General features: G+C 37.7%; 15 protein-coding genes and 1 tRNA gene. 15 read left to right on the top strand and 1 reads right to left on the bottom strand.

Annotated features, from left to right (window positions below):
* Window positions 1-55: 55 nt before the first annotated feature.
* Window positions 56-128: transfer RNA gene (locus HMPREF2758_RS05500), tRNA-Thr, on the top strand.
* Between the two features lie 390 nt (window positions 129-518).
* Here the strand turns inward: HMPREF2758_RS05500 and HMPREF2758_RS05505 are convergent.
* Window positions 519-1,208 (bottom strand): YoaK family protein, encoded by a 690-nt coding sequence (locus HMPREF2758_RS05505; RefSeq protein WP_070609551.1) that lies wholly within the window; start codon window positions 1,206-1,208, stop codon window positions 519-521.
* 171 nt (window positions 1,209-1,379) lie between these two features.
* On the opposite strand from HMPREF2758_RS05505, the gene HMPREF2758_RS05510 reads away from it, so the two are divergent.
* From HMPREF2758_RS05510 to yvcK, 14 genes are all read left to right on the top strand, one after another.
* Complete coding sequence (locus tag HMPREF2758_RS05510; protein WP_006908444.1) at window positions 1,380-1,700, top strand: PTS sugar transporter subunit IIB; 321 nt, start codon at window positions 1,380-1,382, stop codon at window positions 1,698-1,700.
* Window positions 1,693-2,028, top strand: a complete 336-nt coding sequence (locus tag HMPREF2758_RS05515) for a PTS lactose/cellobiose transporter subunit IIA (RefSeq protein ID WP_016648670.1) — start codon at window positions 1,693-1,695, stop codon at window positions 2,026-2,028. Before HMPREF2758_RS05510 ends, HMPREF2758_RS05515 begins: the two co-directional genes overlap by 8 nt.
* A 66-nt stretch (window positions 2,029-2,094) precedes the next feature.
* Window positions 2,095-3,267 (top strand): haloacid dehalogenase-like hydrolase, encoded by a 1,173-nt coding sequence (locus HMPREF2758_RS05520; RefSeq protein ID WP_070609552.1) that lies wholly within the window; start codon window positions 2,095-2,097, stop codon window positions 3,265-3,267.
* Between the two features lie 68 nt (window positions 3,268-3,335).
* On the top strand, window positions 3,336-4,184 hold the full coding sequence (locus tag HMPREF2758_RS05525) for a hypothetical protein (protein WP_070609553.1): 849 nt from the start codon (window positions 3,336-3,338) through the stop codon (window positions 4,182-4,184).
* A gap of 121 nt (window positions 4,185-4,305) precedes the next feature.
* A complete protein-coding gene (gene uvrA / locus HMPREF2758_RS05530) occupies window positions 4,306-7,137 on the top strand; it encodes an excinuclease ABC subunit UvrA (RefSeq protein WP_070609554.1) in 2,832 nt (943 codons plus the stop codon).
* Window positions 7,138-7,309: 172 nt separating this feature from the next.
* Window positions 7,310-8,992 (top strand): DUF4097 family beta strand repeat-containing protein, encoded by a 1,683-nt coding sequence (locus HMPREF2758_RS05535; RefSeq protein ID WP_070609555.1) that lies wholly within the window; start codon window positions 7,310-7,312, stop codon window positions 8,990-8,992.
* A gap of 15 nt (window positions 8,993-9,007) precedes the next feature.
* Window positions 9,008-9,295 (top strand): PspC domain-containing protein, encoded by a 288-nt coding sequence (locus HMPREF2758_RS05540; RefSeq protein WP_070609556.1) that lies wholly within the window; start codon window positions 9,008-9,010, stop codon window positions 9,293-9,295.
* A gap of 270 nt (window positions 9,296-9,565) precedes the next feature.
* Entirely contained in the window at window positions 9,566-10,498 is a 933-nt protein-coding gene (hprK, locus tag HMPREF2758_RS05545) for an HPr(Ser) kinase/phosphatase (RefSeq protein ID WP_070609557.1), read from the top strand.
* 13 nt (window positions 10,499-10,511) lie between these two features.
* Window positions 10,512-11,327: a prolipoprotein diacylglyceryl transferase gene (gene lgt / locus HMPREF2758_RS05550; RefSeq protein ID WP_070609558.1), complete on the top strand. Its 816-nt coding sequence runs from the start codon at window positions 10,512-10,514 to the stop codon at window positions 11,325-11,327.
* Between the two features lie 15 nt (window positions 11,328-11,342).
* Window positions 11,343-12,401: an NAD(P)H-dependent glycerol-3-phosphate dehydrogenase gene (locus HMPREF2758_RS05555; protein ID WP_070609559.1), complete on the top strand. Its 1,059-nt coding sequence runs from the start codon at window positions 11,343-11,345 to the stop codon at window positions 12,399-12,401.
* 5 nt (window positions 12,402-12,406) lie between these two features.
* Complete coding sequence (gene trxB, locus HMPREF2758_RS05560) at window positions 12,407-13,354, top strand: thioredoxin-disulfide reductase (RefSeq protein ID WP_070609720.1); 948 nt, start codon at window positions 12,407-12,409, stop codon at window positions 13,352-13,354.
* A 30-nt stretch (window positions 13,355-13,384) separates the two neighbouring features.
* Window positions 13,385-15,106: a phospho-sugar mutase gene (locus HMPREF2758_RS05565; protein ID WP_070609560.1), complete on the top strand. Its 1,722-nt coding sequence runs from the start codon at window positions 13,385-13,387 to the stop codon at window positions 15,104-15,106.
* A 50-nt stretch (window positions 15,107-15,156) separates the two neighbouring features.
* On the top strand, window positions 15,157-16,071 hold the full coding sequence (gene rapZ / locus HMPREF2758_RS05570) for an RNase adapter RapZ (RefSeq protein WP_070609561.1): 915 nt from the start codon (window positions 15,157-15,159) through the stop codon (window positions 16,069-16,071).
* Window positions 16,058-17,083 carry a gluconeogenesis factor YvcK family protein gene (gene yvcK, locus HMPREF2758_RS05575; RefSeq protein WP_070609562.1) on the top strand — a complete coding sequence of 342 codons (1,026 nt, stop codon included), beginning with the start codon at window positions 16,058-16,060 and terminating at the stop codon, window positions 17,081-17,083. Before rapZ ends, yvcK begins: the two co-directional genes overlap by 14 nt.
* The last annotated feature ends 29 nt before the right edge of the window (window positions 17,084-17,112 follow it).

Raw genomic sequence — 17,112 nt, forward strand, 5'->3', positions numbered from 1 at the left:
GATGTCGTAGGTTCGAGCCCTACTGGCGGAGTGCTTTTTTTTTATAATAAATTATGCCGCCTTAGCTCAGTAGGTAGAGCGCTTCCATGGTAAGGAAGAGGTCGTCGGTTCAAATCCGACAGGTGGCTTATTTTTTTGCTTAAAGATTTGATTATAGCAAGGTTTCGAAGAGTTTATGCTTTTCAATGACCTTGCTTTTTAATTTGTAAAAAGGGATTGAAAAGGACGAAAAGGGATATAAATTCGGCAACTTTTCAATTTTTTATCGGCAACTTTTTAATGTTAATATATTGATTTTATGACGGGTTAATAAACCGCATGTCTTAGTAGTTTTAATGTTGTTTTTAATTGATTCCGCAGGATCCATATTTTTTGGACTAGGGATAATGGATTATTATATTTTAAGATAGAATTAATCCTCTAATCAAGACTACAAGAAAACACGCGTAACTGAATATATTATAATAAGAAGTAAATATAGGGTTAATGGAAACATCTCTTGTTTCCATTAACCCTATCTATTCGATATTTTTACTATTAATAATTAACCATCCTAGGCTTATTAAATTAAAAATTATACAGATGATAATGGTACGGTGTGTTAAAAAGGGTTGAAATATGGCCATAATAAGGACTCCAATAAAATAGGAAATAATTACCGAAGAAATGTAAATAAAATCTTGTTTGGCTTTTTGCTTACTCTCAATTTGTGGATGAATAAAATAATCAAAGGCATCTTCAGTCATCTTTCTTAAATTACCACTCATCATCATGGGGGTAAATGGTGTTCCATGAATTGTTCGAAACTCTTCATATTGACTAGAGACACATAAAGTTAATAGTGCAATTGGTAGTAAGATAAACCCTTTACCTGTTAATATACCCGAAATGATAATAAGTAAAAGGGCATTTGTTAATACAAAGATATCACGAATAACTTTATTTGATTTAAGAAGCCCAAGATATCTAAGACTTCGTGTTAAGGCGATACCAAGCATAAAGGTTATAATGGAAACAATGAAAGGGGCAAGATCGTTCCATTGTCCGGAACCAATGTGAATACCTAACTTAATAATATTTCCAGTTTGAAATCCGGCAAATACACCGGATAAATTCATGTAAGAAAAACTCGTTAGAGATCCGCCGGTTATAGTTAGTAAACAAGCATAGAGTAAACGTTCGGTTATTTGATTTTTTGTTGAATTCAATGATAAGCCTCCTTAATAGCCTTACTATTATAACAAATCATCAGTGTATTGACATACTTATATTAATGTTGCAGATTGACAAAATATCAATATTTTCTTTCAAACACTTGAAACCGTTTTATCTTTTGGTTATTATATTATTAGGATCTTAACGAATGGAGGAATGCTTATATGGCAAAAAAAACAATTATGTTAGCATGTGGGACAGGAATGTCGACCAGTATGCTTTATTCAAAAATTCATAAAATTGTTGAAAATGAACATTTGGATTTAGAAGTGATTGCGTGTTCAGTTGCTGAAGCAAGACAATTACTAGAAGAAAAGACTGTTGATGTTCTTTTATTGGGCCCTCAAGTGGCGTATTTAGCTAAAAAGATCCAAGAAAAACTGGCTGATAAAAATACGATCGTAGCAGCTATTAATCGAGATGATTATGGCTTAGCTAATGGACGTAAAATATTAGAACAGGCTCAGGCATTACTTAGTGAGTAATATTGATCGGGATATCGAAGGAAAACACGCGCAAGAAATTGCAATGACTCTAATTGCTAATGGAGGAGATGCGCGTTCTAAAGCACTTGAGGCGATTGAAATGGCTAAGGATGGAGAGGTCGAACAGGCAAGCCAGTTGTTGACTTCGGCTCATGAGTCATTATTACAAGCTCATAAGGCACAAACATCTTTGCTCGTCCAAGAGAGTTCAGGCTATAGTATTGAACTATCGCTATTACTCATTCATGCTCAGGATCATTTAATGAATGCAATGACTATGGTTGATGTAGCCCAGTGTTTTATTGACTTATATGAAAAAATTAATTAACCTTATGAGAAGAAGCTACTTAGTGTAAGCTTCTTTTTTTACAGTTTATATTCGGAGGACCACCAGATGAGTGAATTTCAAACATATTTAAAAAAGGAAAATTGGGAACCCAAGCTATATGATCGTTTAAATCAATTAATTGATGATATGCAGTTATCAGGTAGTAAAGAACCATCTAATCAGGCATATATGGTATTTGATTTTGATGAGACGTGTATTATGGGGGATATTGAAGATCATCTAACCTTATATCTAGTGGACCATTTAGCTTTTAGAATGACTCCAAAAGAATTTTATGAAGTGGTTCAACCAGATTTCTTAGATATAAATCAAAAATTAGGACCTGCCAAGATACCTTTGGGAACACTAACTGAATCTTTAAGGAATGATTATTCTTACCTTTATGATCTATATATAAAGGATAAGAAAAAAATAAAACGATTATCATTCGAAAAAGATCCAATATTTCTCTCTTTTAGAGCTAAGTTGATTTATTATTATCAGACAATTCATAGTATATTTAAAATTCAAGAAACAAATTTTTGCCCTACATATTGGTTTCAAGGCTACGATGAAGAGTCCTTTTCTTATTTAGTAAAGGAAATTTGGAATACATATGAGGGCTTAAGACCTCAGCGGCGCTATTATCAAGCGATAATTATTGTAGATGGTTCGAAAGTTCAGCTTGAGTCTTACTTACAGGTGGGTCTTCGATATAATGAAGAAGTGATTCAGTTAATGCGGGTTGCCAATCAGCATGGGATTTTATCTTATGTTGTGTCCGCTAGTCCTTACGCATTAATTCGCAATTCGGTTTCACAAAATCCTTTGGAATTGCCATTACAACAGATTTTTGGTGTTCCACATGTTTTAACTAAGGAAGGAAAGTTGACGGCAGCGATTTCTAAAAATTGGCCGATTCCTATCTCGGTTGGTAAAGTATCATTAATTAATGAGGTATTGTTAGCTAAACATGGAGGAAGGGGACTGATCGCTGTATTTGGTGACAGCATGGGTGATTATCCGATGTTAATGGCTTTTCCAGATACACAAGTAAGTGTCCTGATCAATCGTGTTCTCGATAATCGTACAAAAGATATTATTACTCTATCTGAGTCGAAAGATTTTAATCTTGCAAATCGTTATTTTATTCAGGGAAGGGATGAGAACATAGGAGTTTGGAGACCTTCAACATCTTCGGTTTTATTTGAAAAACAGGCTAGTCAAAAGACGGTTTAATGGAAATAAATGGATTGTTTTATACTGACTTATGTTATAATGAGCTTTAAGAAAAGGAGTGAGCACTCATGCTAGGTAAAGCATTTAAAGAATGGAAAGCGCATTTTGGATTTTATATTTCATTGATTACTATTCAAGTCATTTTAATTCTATTAATCACGATGGTGTCTAGTTGGTTTTCTCCAATGGAAAATATGTTATTAAATACAACAGACACTGCAAACACTGATTATAGTCATATTATTTATCAATTAAATAAAGATTCATCCTGGGTGCCAGTAGTTATCGGATTAATAACGTCATTATTTACATTGATGCTATCTACGCTCACTCAAAGAAGTATTTTTCAAAAGTTAAATTTTCCTGAAATGCGATTAGGTGATGCGGCTTATTTTAATACGGGTTTAACTGACTGGCTAAGATTGCCAATCAAGTTATTTTTATTGACATTGTTTTCAGGCTTAATTCAAGCTGGTGCCTTCTTGCTGCTTTTAGGTCCTGTTTTTTTGGTAAGTGGAAACCAAATGACACCGATGAAGCTAGGTTTCGTTACAGTGTTTGCCTTGATTATTACTCTTATAGTGAGCACTTTATTTATTTCCATCAATTACCTAGTTGCTTATGATGTAGAAAGAAAGTATGGTCTTTGGGCTACTTTTACAAAGAGTATACAGATTGGGCGTAAATATTTTGGACGTCTTTTAGGTATGATTCTGCTGACTGCATTATTATCGTTTGTTTTTGGAGCCCTTCCTTTTATATTGATTGCCTTCTATTATGGAAACTTAGTTAATCCCATACTGATTATCGGTTTAACTGTGTTATTAGTATTTTTGTTAGGTTATTTTGTGATTTACCCTTGGATTATGATTTATATATCCTTAGTGATGAATGAAATTTTTGCCGTTGAGTATTAAGAATTTTTGAAAATCCCCGTGTTCAGGGGATTTTTTATTGACAAATAAAGCGAACAAGTGTTCTTGAATATTGAAATGTGATATAATGATCTTACTATTCTAATAAAGGAGGAGCGTTGCCGTGTCAAAAAATAAAATTGTGATCAAGGGGGCACGCACCCATAATTTAAAAAATATTAATTTAGAAATTCCGCGAGATAAGCTGGTTGTCATTACAGGACTTTCTGGCTCAGGTAAATCATCATTGGCTTTCGATACTTTATATGCTGAAGGGCAAAGACGCTATGTGGAAAGTCTATCCGCCTATGCCCGCCAATTTTTAGGTCAAATGGATAAGCCGGATGTTGATTCGATTGAAGGGTTGAGCCCAGCTATTTCAATTGATCAAAAAACAACTTCTCAAAATCCACGATCGACTGTAGGAACTGCTACAGAAATTAATGATTTTTTGCGGTTGCTTTTTGCCCGAGTAGGGACACCTTATTGTCCACATCACCATGTTCCTATTGAAAAACAATCGGTTGAACAAATGGTAGATCGGATCCTTGAGTTGCCAGAGCGCAGTAAAGTTCAGATTTTATCTCCAAGAATTAGAGATAAAAAAGGGCAACATAAAAAAGAGCTCGAAAATATTGCCAAGGAAGGATATGTTCGAGTTCGTATTGATGGGGTAATCTATGATTTAACAGAAGTTCCTGAGTTGGATAAGAACAAAAAACACACTGTTGACGTTGTGGTAGATCGGATAGTTATTAAAGAGGGGATTCGATCTCGGTTATTTGATTCTGTTGAAACAGCGGTTCGTTATTCGGATGGGTATGTGATTGTTGATGTAATAGGGGATGAACCGCTCTATTTTAATGAACATTATGCTTGTCCATTTTGTGATTTTTCAATTGATGAATTGGAGCCACGACTTTTTTCTTTTAACGCACCTTTTGGGGCTTGCCCAGCTTGTGATGGGATAGGGTCTCGATTAACCCCGGATGAGGAATTGATTATCCCTGATCCAAGTTTAACTCTAAGTCAAGGAGCGTTTGCTCCCTGGGGGAAAAAGGGATCGGGCTATTATGCCTCTATGTTAGAGCAATTTGCAGAAAGTTATGGGATCGACATGGAGATACCTTATCAAGATTTGCCAGCTCAACATCAAGAAGTGTTAAAATATGGTGATCCTGCTCATGTATTTAAATTTTCCTTTACGAGTTATAGGGGAAATCGTAAAAAAACAGCAGATCATATTTTTGAGGGAGTCTTTAATAATATTGAACGCAGGTATCAAGAAACGGCTTCAGAGAGTATGCGCGATGTTTTAAGAAATTATATGCATGAATTAGTATGTCCGACCTGTAAAGGCCAGCGCTTGAATCAAAAAGCACTATCAGTTCAAATTCAGCAGCATAATATCGCACAAGTTGATGAACTTTCGATTGAAAAGGCGATTGCCTTTATTCAAAGTTTAGATTTTTCTGAACATGATCAGCTTATCGCAAAACCCATTGTTAAAGAAATTTCTGATCGTTTAAGTTTTTTGAATGATGTTGGTTTAGAATATTTGACACTTGATCGAATAGCAGGATCCTTGTCCGGCGGGGAAGCTCAGCGGATTCGCTTGGCCACACAAATTGGCTCTCAGTTAAGTGGGGTTCTTTATATTTTGGATGAACCTTCAATCGGCTTACATCAAAGAGATAATGATCGATTGATTCATTCTTTGGTACAAATGCGAGATTTAGGAAATACTTTGATTGTAGTAGAGCATGATGAAGATACAATGCGACAGTCGGACTATCTGATTGATATTGGTCCTGGAGCAGGTGAAAATGGCGGTTATGTCACAGCAGCAGGAACTCCTAAGCAAGTGATGGCCAATAAAAAATCATTAACGGGTAAGTATTTACGAGGAGAGGAAAAAATAGAAGTACCTGAATCACGGCGGAATGAGGATTTGGGGTGGATTCGAATTACCGGGGCGAATGAAAACAATTTAAAAAATCTCACAGTAGATTTTCCGATAGGGCGGTTGACTTGTGTGACGGGTGTTTCGGGATCCGGTAAGTCCAGCTTGGTTAATCGTATATTGAAAATTGCTTTAGCGAAACGTCTAACGTCGACTCAAGAAAGACCGGGTAGTTTCAAAGAAATATCAGGTTATGAAGATTTGGAAAAAGTGATTGATATCGATCAAAGTCCGATTGGACGGACACCTCGATCAAATCCCGCAACTTACACTTCTGTTTTTGATGATATACGTGAGCTTTATGCACAAACTAATGATGCTAAGATGCGTGGTTATGATAAAGGACGTTTTTCTTTTAATGTGAAGGGAGGACGGTGTGAAGCTTGTCAAGGTGGTGGTATCACTAAGATCGAGATGCACTTTTTACCGGATGTATATGTCCCGTGTGAAGTCTGTCAAGGTGCTAGATATAATTCTGAGACCTTAGAGATAAAATACAAGGGTAAAAATATCGCAGAAGTATTAGATATGACGGTAGATGAAGCCCTTAAATTCTTTAGTGTTCACTCTAAAATTGCCAGAAAACTGCAAACACTTCAGGATGTTGGTTTAGGTTATGTTCGATTAGGACAATCGGCAACGACTTTGTCTGGTGGAGAAGCTCAACGGATGAAGTTAGCTTCTGAATTGCATCGAGTTTCTTCAGGTAAGACACTTTATATCCTTGATGAGCCAACAACCGGCCTTCATGCTCATGACATTCGTAAATTATTGTCAGTTTTGGACCGTCTAGTGGAAGCTGGAAATACTGTTGTTGTTATAGAACACAATCTTGATGTCATCAAAACGGCTGATTATTTGATTGACTTGGGACCCGAAGGTGGTGATAAGGGAGGCGAGCTGATCGCTTATGGAACACCAGAGGAAGTGGCTAAAAATAAAAATAGTTATACGGGGCAATATTTAGCCAAAATTTTAAGTGATAGTTATTAAGTTATCAACTGAAATATAGCTATACGATAAAAATCATTGAAACCATCCATTGCTTATTTTATAAGTGGTGGATGGTTTTTATTAAAATCAGCCTGAAGACCTAGGATATGGAAGAAGGATCGTGTCATAATTAGAATCATAAGGAACAAGTATCGGTTGAGGAGGTAGTAAAATGAATGAAAAAGAACGTATCATTGAATTGGTTCGTAATAATATCATTAGTATGGATGAAGCATTACGTCTTTTAGAAGCGGGTGGTTATGAAAAAGAAAGTATTAACACAGAAAGTAAGAAGACAAGCTTGAATCAAATAAGTAAAAGGGACATTAATGAAATAAGTGGCAAGATCGGGACCTTACTTGACAGAGTGGTCCGTACCAGCACTTCACTCGCTGAAGAAGTGGGAGATGTTGGAAGAAAAGCTTTTAAGGATTTAAACCAGTCATTGGATAAAGTTAAAGAAAGGAGTGCTTCATCCTGCACAGAAGAAATAAGGGGAGAAGAACCAGCAACGGCACATGAAGATCCAGTAGATTTTGAGGAATCAGTCGATCAGGTGTCTCATTATCAAGAGATTTTACAAGGTTTAAATAATGATTTGATCGTTGTTCAGCAACGCCTACGAGAGTATGAAGTACTTCAGGAGATTGAGAATCTAACAGAGGATCAATTACAAAATCGGTCTGAGCTTAATGAAAAAGAAGCTAACTTGAACCGACAAATAGAAGCGGTGAAAGCAAAAATCGATTTGGCTCTAGAAGATCAAGCTAATTTTAAAACGGATAAATCAGGCGACAGTCATACTGATGGACGCCCTTTTGCTGAAAAAGTGAAGCAGTCCGCTGATTCTTTTACGGAAAAAGCTATTTTATTCAGTGAGGAAGCTGGTCGAGAGGGCGGACGAATTGGTAAACAGGTGTCTGACTTTGTGAAAGCTAAGTTAAAGGACTTGAAATTTAATAATGAGCCATTAGTGAATTTTTCTTGGTCATCAGCTCAAAAGATTGATCATGAATTTGTGTACGAGTTAGATACAATTAAGTCGATCGACATTGATGTATTAATGGGAGATGTTGATGTATTAAGTTATGAGGGTGATCAAGTTAGGTTGGACAGCCATTTTATTTATCAAGGAGATGTTCAAGATGTTGATCTTAATCAAATATTAGAATTGGCTACGATTGAATTGCAAGATCAAACATTAAAGGTTGCGATTAAGAAACCTCAATTAACAATGGATATGCAGCTATGGCTTCCAAATAAAATGTATGAAGCTATCCAAGTGGTATCTTTGAATGGTGATTTGAATCTTAAAGCGTTCGAATCCCAGGAGGTCCATCTTGTGGCGATGCGTGGGGATATTAGTGCATACGAATTAAATACATCGGATCTGACGATAGAAAGTAAGCTAGGGGATGTAGATATTAAAGGTATCGAAGTCGATAAGTTAGATGTGGATTTACTTAATGGTGACATATTGATTAAGGATTCATTGGTCCAGGATGTAAAAGTTGAAAATGTGAATGGTGATATTAGATTAGATGGTGATGTTCATCAGTTAAACGTTAATTCCGTTAATGGAGATGTCTACTTAACTAAGAGAAATAGGTCGAATGATCCGATTAATATTACGGGTGTTCGCGGAGATGTTAAAATCAGTTTTCCCGAACAACAAGCTTTTCAGGCAAATTTATCAACTACGACCGGCGATATTCATCATCGCTTGAATCAGTTTCAAGTTATTTCTTCGAACCGCAAGCATATGCAAGTGAGTCGGAGACAAGATGACGAGGACGTATTAGAAATTGAAGTGACTTTAACCATGGGTGACATCTATTTAAAAGATAGGGAATAATAAGGAGGAATTTCTGTGGCACATAAAAAGACTTTAACATTATCATCAACAAACAAACGCTTTTTAGGTGTTTGTGGGGGCTTAGGCGAATACTTTAATATTGATCCAATAATTTTTCGCATCCTCTTTATTTTCGCATTCTTTACCGGTGGGAGTGGATTACTGTTGTATTTGATTTTGGCCTTCATCATACCTACAGATTATCAAAATGTTGGACGATATCAATCTCGTCATCGTTTTGATGAATCTAATAGAGAAGATGTTACACCGAAGGACGAGGAAGATATGTGGAGTGATTTTTAAGCCTTACTTTACATTATCTATTTAAGAATAATCAAGGTTGAGACGTATTGTTGATTCATAAAAAAATAGCAAGTATTATTGAGCGTATTGCTCTTAATTTTGCTGAGAATCTTGTCGCTTTAAGGGTTTAGAAAAGACCCATTTTATCATTAAAATGATATAGTTTAGGGAGGCTGAGGTATTAATATCTCAGCCTTCCTTTGTTTATAACTAGTTATTAGATTCGGATTATGATACCATTTAGCCAGGAAATTAATTGGAGGGATCCTTGTGAATAAATATGTAACGGTAGAGGAGCTCGTTGACACCTTGGATGTTAAGTTGGTAGCTGGTGCCGAGTTTATGAATCGACAGATTATTTCCTCTGAAGTATCAAGGCCGGGGTTAATTTTGGCTGGATTTAAGGATTACTATCCGAGCGAGCGTATTCAATTAATCGGACGAACAGAAATTGCTTATCTTCAAGCGCAATCAAGTCAAGAGCGGATTGAAAAATTTCGATTAATTTGTCGTCATGATACGCCTGCGATCGTGATTGCAAGAGGGATCGTTGTCCCTGCTGAATTAGCTTTAGTTTCAAACGAAATGAAGGTTCCTGTCCTATCTGCTCGTTCTAAGACATCACGTGTGTTAGCTAATCTAACTAATTATCTAGAAGGAAGATTGGCGGAACGTTTTTCGAAGCATGGTGTTTTTTTAGAGGTTTTTGGGATGGGTGTATTAATTACCGGAACTTCGGGTGTTGGTAAGTCAGAAACCGCTTTAGAATTGATACAAAGGGGACATCGCTTGATTGCAGATGATCGGGTTGAATTTTATATGATTGATGAACTAACCTTGATCGGAGAAGCTCCAGAAATTTTGCAGAATTTATTAGAGATTCGTGGTCTAGGTATTGTCGATGTGATGAGTCTATATGGTGTTTCAGCGATCGTACGTTCTAAGAGTTTGGAATTGATTATTGAAATGGTGCTAGATGATGGACAGATTGAATATGACCGTTTAGGATCCAAACAAGAATATGAACGTATTTTTGATGTTCAAATACCAAGAATTCGTATTCCTGTAAAAAGCGGGCGAAATTTAGCAGCGATCATTGAAGCAGCGGCGATGAATTTCAGAGCCACTCAGATGGGCTATGATGCAACAGAAAGTTTTAATCAAAAATTAGATGCGCTGATACGAGCAAATCGTGAGGGATAGAAGAGGGTCGATCATGTTTTTTGCAAAAATTGATCCAGTTGCCTTTAGAATTGGAGCTTGGCCAGTTCGTTGGTACGGGTTACTTATTGGACTGGGAATGGCTATTGCTTACAGTCTATTTATGAGGGAAGTTCGTCGTAAGGGAATGGATGAAGACCAAGCTTTTGATTTGATGTTTTGGGCGATTGTTATTGGTTTTATAGGGGCACGTTTGTATTATGTTCTTTTTTCTTGGGAAGCCTATCAGTCAGATCCATTAAGCATTCTTTTTATTTGGCAAGGAGGCTTAGCAATTTATGGGGGTGTGATCGCCGGGGGCATTGTTTTATATTATTTTGCTAGACGTTATCAGCAACCTTTATTTTTATGGTTAGACATGGCGGTTCCTTCATTAATGCTTGCTCAAAGTATTGGCCGTTGGGGTAACTTTATTAATCAAGAAGCTTATGGACGAATTGTTGATCTGACCAGTTTAAAATCTCTTCACTTGCCGCAGTTCATGATTGAGCACTTATGGATTGAAGGAGCTTATCGAGAGCCAACTTTTTTATATGAGTCTTTATGGAACCTATTTGGCGGATTAATCTTACTTTGTTTGCGTCGGATGAATCAGCATTTAAAACTTGGAGAAATGACTTGTTTTTATTTGATCTGGTATGGAATTGGGCGATCATTTATAGAAGGATTGAGAAGTGATAGTTTGTATTTTGCTGGTTTTAGAATTTCTCAAGTTGTCTCCATTTTAATGGTGGTTGGAGGTATAACGCTCGGTATTCTGCGTAGAAAAAATTCGAATATCCCTTATTATTCAGACAGTAATATAATGTAAAAAAGGAATGAGAATATGAAAGTAACAATTTTAGGAACAGGTTCATGGGGAACAGCCTTAGCAAAAGTACTAGCCGACAATCAGGTTAATGTTCAAATGTGGGGGATTGAGCAGGATGTTATTAAAGAAATAAATGACCAACATCAAAATTCTTCCTATTTACCAGGGCTTGAACTTGCCCCCATCATAAAGGCAACGAATGATTTAGAGAAAGCTGTAGCAGCTTGTGAATTGCTTGTGTTTGCAGTGCCAACAAAGGCTATTCGTAAAGTGGCTGAATCAATTGTCCCTATTTTAAGTAGATCTAAAGTATGTCCTATTATTATGCATGTTAGTAAGGGGCTGGAGCAGGGAAGCCATTTAAGAATCTCTCAAGTGATTGAAGCAACGATTCCTCGGGAATTATATCAAGCGATTGTGGTTCTTTCGGGTCCTAGTCATGCTGAGGAAGTGGCGAAAGAAGATATTACCACAATTACAGCAGCGTCCACTTCCTTAGAGGCTGCGCAAAAAATTCAAACTTTGTTTATGAATGATTATTTTAGAGTCTACACGAATACGGATGTGATTGGTGTTGAGATGGGAGCAGCTCTAAAAAATATTATTGCGCTGGCCTCTGGAATTTTACACGGGTTAGATTACGGAGATAATGCGAAAGCGGCATTAATTACACGGGGCTTAGCAGAAATAACCCGTTTAGGGATAAAGATGGGTGCAGATGTTTTAACATTTTCGGGCTTGAGCGGGGTTGGTGATTTAATTGTAACTTGTACCAGCGTTCATTCCAGAAATTGGCAAGCAGGGAATCTGTTAGCTCAGGGTTATAATGTCGAAGAAGTAGAGCAGCGAGTTCATATGGTTGTTGAAGGAATCTTTACAACCAAGGCAGCTTATGAGTTGAGTCAAGAATATCAAGTGGATATGCCAATTACAGCGGGTTTATATCAAATTTTGTATGAAGGGGCCTCACTAAAAACGGTTATCCAAGATTTAATGGGTCGACCTGGAAAACAAGAAGCTTCTTTGGCGTCACACCAAGAAGAATGGGCGAAAAATCAAGTGAAGGGAGAATGATCGTAATGGCAAAGGAATCACTAGTAAAAGAACATGTGGATGTTGTGATCGTTGGAGCAGGACCCGCTGGGTTAACAGCTGCCCTATATGCTTCGAGGGCTAATTTAAAAACAGTCATGATTGAACAAGGTTTACCGGGAGGAGAAGTGAATAATACCGCAGATGTTGAGAATTATTTGGGTTATCCATTAATTTCTGGTCCGGAATTAGCTGAAAAAATGTATCAAAGTGCTATGGTGTTTGGTGTAGACCACGTGATGGGGCAAGTAACCAAAATTGATATTGAGGGAGAGGCTAAGTTGGTGTATACCTCCGATAAGTGTTTTATTAGTAAGGTGCTTATTTTGGCTACTGGTTGCCAACATCGAAAATTAGGACTAGATAGTGAAACGCGACTCAATGGGAAAGGTGTATCTTATTGTGCAGTTTGCGATGGTTTCTTCTTCCGTGATAAAGAGCTAGTTGTTGTAGGCGGTGGCGATTCGGCAGTTGAAGAAGCGACTTATTTAACCCAGTTTGCTTCTAAAGTAACTATTATTCATCGGCGAGATCAATTGCGTGCACAAAAGTTATTGCAAGATCGGGCATTTAATCATCCAAAGATTGATTTTATTTGGGATAGTGTCGTGGAAGAAGTTGTTGGAGATCAAGCGGTTGAAGCGGTTCGCATAAAGTCTTTAAAGGATCAAAAAGAAAGTCTTGTGCCTTGTCAGGGCGTATTTATTTATATAGGGTTGGTTCCGAATACATCACTCGTTACATCATTAGGGATTTGTGATGAAGAGGGTTGGATTATAACCAATGAGCGTATGGAGACTTCGATTCCCGGTGTTTTTGCGGTGGGCGATGTGCGTCAAAACACTTTGCGTCAAATCGCTACAGCTGTAGGTGATGGAAGTCGAGCAGGTCATCAAGCTTATTTATATCTTCAAGATATGGATGCTAACAAATAAGTTAATCGATAATAGAAAGGTGGGATTGCAATGAACTGGCGTATAGAATATCAACGGTGGAAGGAATATGGACAATTAGATGAGCAGCTTAGAGCGAATTTAGAGGGGCTTACCCCTACGCAGGTTGAGGATGCTTTTTCAAGCTATTTATCATTCGGTACTGCAGGAATGCGTGGCATAATGGGGGCTGGCTTGAATCGGATGAACGTATATACTGTTCGTCAGGCAACAGAAGGTTTGGCGCGTTTAATTGAAGAGCAAGGTAAGGAAGCTATGGAACGCGGCGTGGTTATCGCTTATGATTCTCGTCATCAATCCAGTGAATTTGCAATGCAAGCAGCCTTGGTATTAGGGTATCATGGAATTAAAGCCTATTTGTTTGAGTCTTTGCGTCCCACTCCGGTCTTATCTTTTTCGGTACGTCATTTAAAAGCGTATGCAGGTATTATGATTACAGCTAGTCACAATCCATCAGAATATAATGGATATAAGGTTTATGGTGAAGATGGTGGGCAAATGCCTCCTGCTCTAGCGGACCGATTAAGCCAATCGGTAGCTGCCGTTCAAGATATTTTAACCATTCCCTTTGGAGATAAGACAACATTACTGGGTTCGGGTCAAATTGAGATCATTTCTGATCGATTAGATCAGGCTTATTTGGATCAAATGAGGACCGTTACTTTGCAAAAAGAATTGATTAATCAAGTGGGAGATCAAGTAAAAATTGTCTATACACCATTACATGGAGCAGGTTTGTATTTGGGACTGAAGGCTCTACATCAAGCGGGATTTTCACAAGTTCATGTTGTGGAAGACCAGGCGCAAGCTGATGGTGATTTTCCAACCGTGAAGTATCCTAACCCCGAATCTCCGGCGGCCTTTGATATGGCTGAACAGTTAGGACAGGCTATTGATGCGGATGTTATATTGGCGACTGATCCGGATGCAGACCGTTTAGGGGCGATGATTCGTAATGAGACGGGCACATTTCAGTTATTGACAGGGAATCAGATTGCTGTTTTGATGCTGGATTATTTGCTCACGATTAAGTCTCAATCTGGAGATTTACCAAGTGATGGTGTAGTTATAAAATCAATTGTCTCCACGGACTTAGTAGAATGCTTAACGAGGGAGTACCAAGTAGAATTAGTCGAGGTTTTAACCGGCTTTAAGTATATCGGCGAAAAAATTAAGCAGTATGAACAGAATCAGTCGCATTCCTTTTTGATGGGATTTGAAGAAAGCTATGGTTATTTATTAAAAACTTTCGCTAGAGATAAAGATGCTATCCAAGCTTTGGTATTTATTTCAGAATTAACGGCGTATCATAAGCAACAAGGTCACAGTTTATCAGAGGTTTTAGAACAAATCTATCAGCGTTATGGTTATTACTATGAAGAGACCCTTTCGTTTGATTATCCAGGTTTAGGCGGACGTGATCAAATGAAGAAAATGATGACACAATTGAGAGAAATGGCACTTAAAGAATTAGCTGATTTTAAAGTGATTGAAACGATTGATTGTCTAACGGGTATCCGTTCTTGTGAAGATGGGCATCAAATACCATTAGTTTATCCTAAGTCAGATGTTCTTAAGTACCGTTTGACACCTAATGCCTGGTTTGCTTTAAGGCCTAGTGGGACAGAGCCTAAAATAAAGCTTTATTTAGGTGTAGTAGATAAAAATAAAGAAGAGGCAACGATGAAGGCGGAACAGTTAAAAGGAGCAGCACGTACTCTTTTGCAAGTCTAAATTCAAAAGAGGCGTTGTTGAAAGCTAAATGATAGAAATGAGGATCGGTTATGTCAGAAGGTTTAGAGCTAGTAATTATCACCGGGATGAGTGGAGCAGGGAAAACTGTAGCCGTGCAGTCTTTGGAAGATTTGGGTTATTATTGTATTGATAATATGCCACCAAAATTGCTGCCTACTTTTTGGCGTTTGATGCAGGAAACTGGGAAAATTACGAAAATTGCTTTGGTTATTGACTTAAGAACGCGGGAATTCTTTGATGAATTGACTTCGGTGATGTCTCAAATGGATGGAGACCAGGCTGTGACTAGTCAGATTTTATTTTTGGAAGCAGATGATAAAACTCTAGTTGCCCGGTATAAAGAGAGTAGAAGAAGTCACCCCTTATCTCAAGGGACGCACGAGGCTACTTTGGCAGCGATCCAGAAAGAGCGGGCTTTATTAGCGTCAATTCGTGGGCGTTCTCAGTGGATTATCGATACTTCTAAGATGAAGCCACGAGAATTAAGGGCAAAGATTATGTCTCATTTTTCAGCGGAAGACCGGTCCCAATTTGTCGTGAATGTGATTTCTTTTGGCTTTAAATATGGACTGCCGATTGATGCGGATTTGGTGATGGACGTTCGCTTCTTACCAAATCCTTACTATGTTGATGATTTAAAAACATTAACCGGCTTGGATCGTCCGGTCTATGATTATGTGATGAATCAACCCGAGACAGAAACTTTTTATCAAAAATGGATAGATTTGATAAATTATTGCTTGCCTTATTATAAGCGAGAAGGTAAAAGTCAGTTAACGATTGCGGTGGGATGTACGGGAGGACAACACCGATCTGCAGCGATGGCGGAGCGTCTAGGCGAAGATTTAATTCGTCAAAAATATATGGTTAAAGTTTCTCATCGAGATAAGGATCGCAATCAACAACAAGTAATTAAGAAGGTAGAGGCTAATGGATCAAATTAATAAAGGGCGATTTAAAGTAGCTGTTATTGGGGGCGGTACTGGGTTACCAGTTATTCTAAAAGGATTAAAAAAATTAGATGCCCATATTACGGCTATTGTGACGGTCGCTGATGATGGTGGATCCTCAGGGATTATTCGAGATTATGTGAATGTGGTTCCACCGGGAGATATTCGTAATTGTATGGTGGCGTTGTCGCAAATGGATCCGATCTTATTGGAGCTTTTTCAGTATCGCTTTAATACAGATGATGACTTTTTAGCGGGACATGCTATAGGTAATCTACTGATTGCGGCATTGAAAGAGATGTCGGGATCTTTGAGTGAATCCATTGATGTTTTGTCAAAATACATGAAAATCCAAGGGCATATCTATCCTGCGGCTGAGGAGCCTTTGATTTTGAATGCTTTGTTTGAGGATGGATCCATTGCAGTTGGAGAATCTAAAATTGCTCAGCATCGAAAAAAAATAGAAGAAGTTAATGTCACGACCTTAAGTGGTCATCGAGCGATCAAAGCTTCGGATCATGTTGTAGAAGCAATCATGACGGCGGACTTGGTAGTGTTAGGCCCGGGTAGTTTATATACATCGATCTTGCCTAACTTGATGATTGAAGAGATAGGGGAAGCTATTAAAGAAAGTCCCGCTCAGGTTGTCTATATATGCAATATTATGACTCAATTAGGAGAAACAGAAAACTTTACCGACGCAGATCATGTTGCGGTCTTGCATAAGCATTTAAAGGCTAACTTTATTGATACAGTGTTGGTTAATACGACCCCAGTACCTGAAGAATATATTAAAAACCAACCCAATGAAGAGTATTTATTACAAGTTAAGCACGATTTTGAGGCGTTGCGGCAACAAGGTTGTCGGGTCATTTCAAGTGAGTTTTTGAATATGACCCAGGGAGGCGCCTACCATGATACTAATAAAGTTGTTCAGGAATTAAGTTATCTATTAGAAACTAGTAAGTTAAATGCCAAAAATCATTTAACTCGGGCTTCTTATTAATGAGCCAGAGTGAGAATAAGGAGCGATCA

Origin of the sequence: Facklamia sp. HMSC062C11 (genome assembly GCF_001810675.1) — a bacterium.
Lineage (GTDB): Bacteria > Bacillota > Bacilli > Lactobacillales > Aerococcaceae > Facklamia > Facklamia hominis.

What these genes read in the sequence shown, in the direction of transcription:
- HMPREF2758_RS05510 (WP_006908444.1), top strand. Translation starts at nt 1,380, where the DNA reads ATGGCAAAAAAAACAATTATGTTAGCATGTGGGACAGGAATGTCGACC.
- HMPREF2758_RS05520 (WP_070609552.1), top strand. Translation starts at nt 2,095, where the DNA reads ATGAGTGAATTTCAAACATATTTAAAAAAGGAAAATTGGGAACCCAAG.
- HMPREF2758_RS05525 (WP_070609553.1), top strand. Translation starts at nt 3,336, where the DNA reads ATGCTAGGTAAAGCATTTAAAGAATGGAAAGCGCATTTTGGATTTTAT.
- HMPREF2758_RS05535 (WP_070609555.1), top strand. Translation starts at nt 7,310, where the DNA reads ATGAATGAAAAAGAACGTATCATTGAATTGGTTCGTAATAATATCATT.
- lgt (WP_070609558.1), top strand. Translation starts at nt 10,512, where the DNA reads ATGTTTTTTGCAAAAATTGATCCAGTTGCCTTTAGAATTGGAGCTTGG.
- HMPREF2758_RS05555 (WP_070609559.1), top strand. Translation starts at nt 11,343, where the DNA reads ATGAAAGTAACAATTTTAGGAACAGGTTCATGGGGAACAGCCTTAGCA.
- trxB (WP_070609720.1), top strand. Translation starts at nt 12,407, where the DNA reads ATGGCAAAGGAATCACTAGTAAAAGAACATGTGGATGTTGTGATCGTT.
- HMPREF2758_RS05565 (WP_070609560.1), top strand. Translation starts at nt 13,385, where the DNA reads ATGAACTGGCGTATAGAATATCAACGGTGGAAGGAATATGGACAATTA.
- rapZ (WP_070609561.1), top strand. Translation starts at nt 15,157, where the DNA reads ATGTCAGAAGGTTTAGAGCTAGTAATTATCACCGGGATGAGTGGAGCA.
- yvcK (WP_070609562.1), top strand. Translation starts at nt 16,058, where the DNA reads ATGGATCAAATTAATAAAGGGCGATTTAAAGTAGCTGTTATTGGGGGC.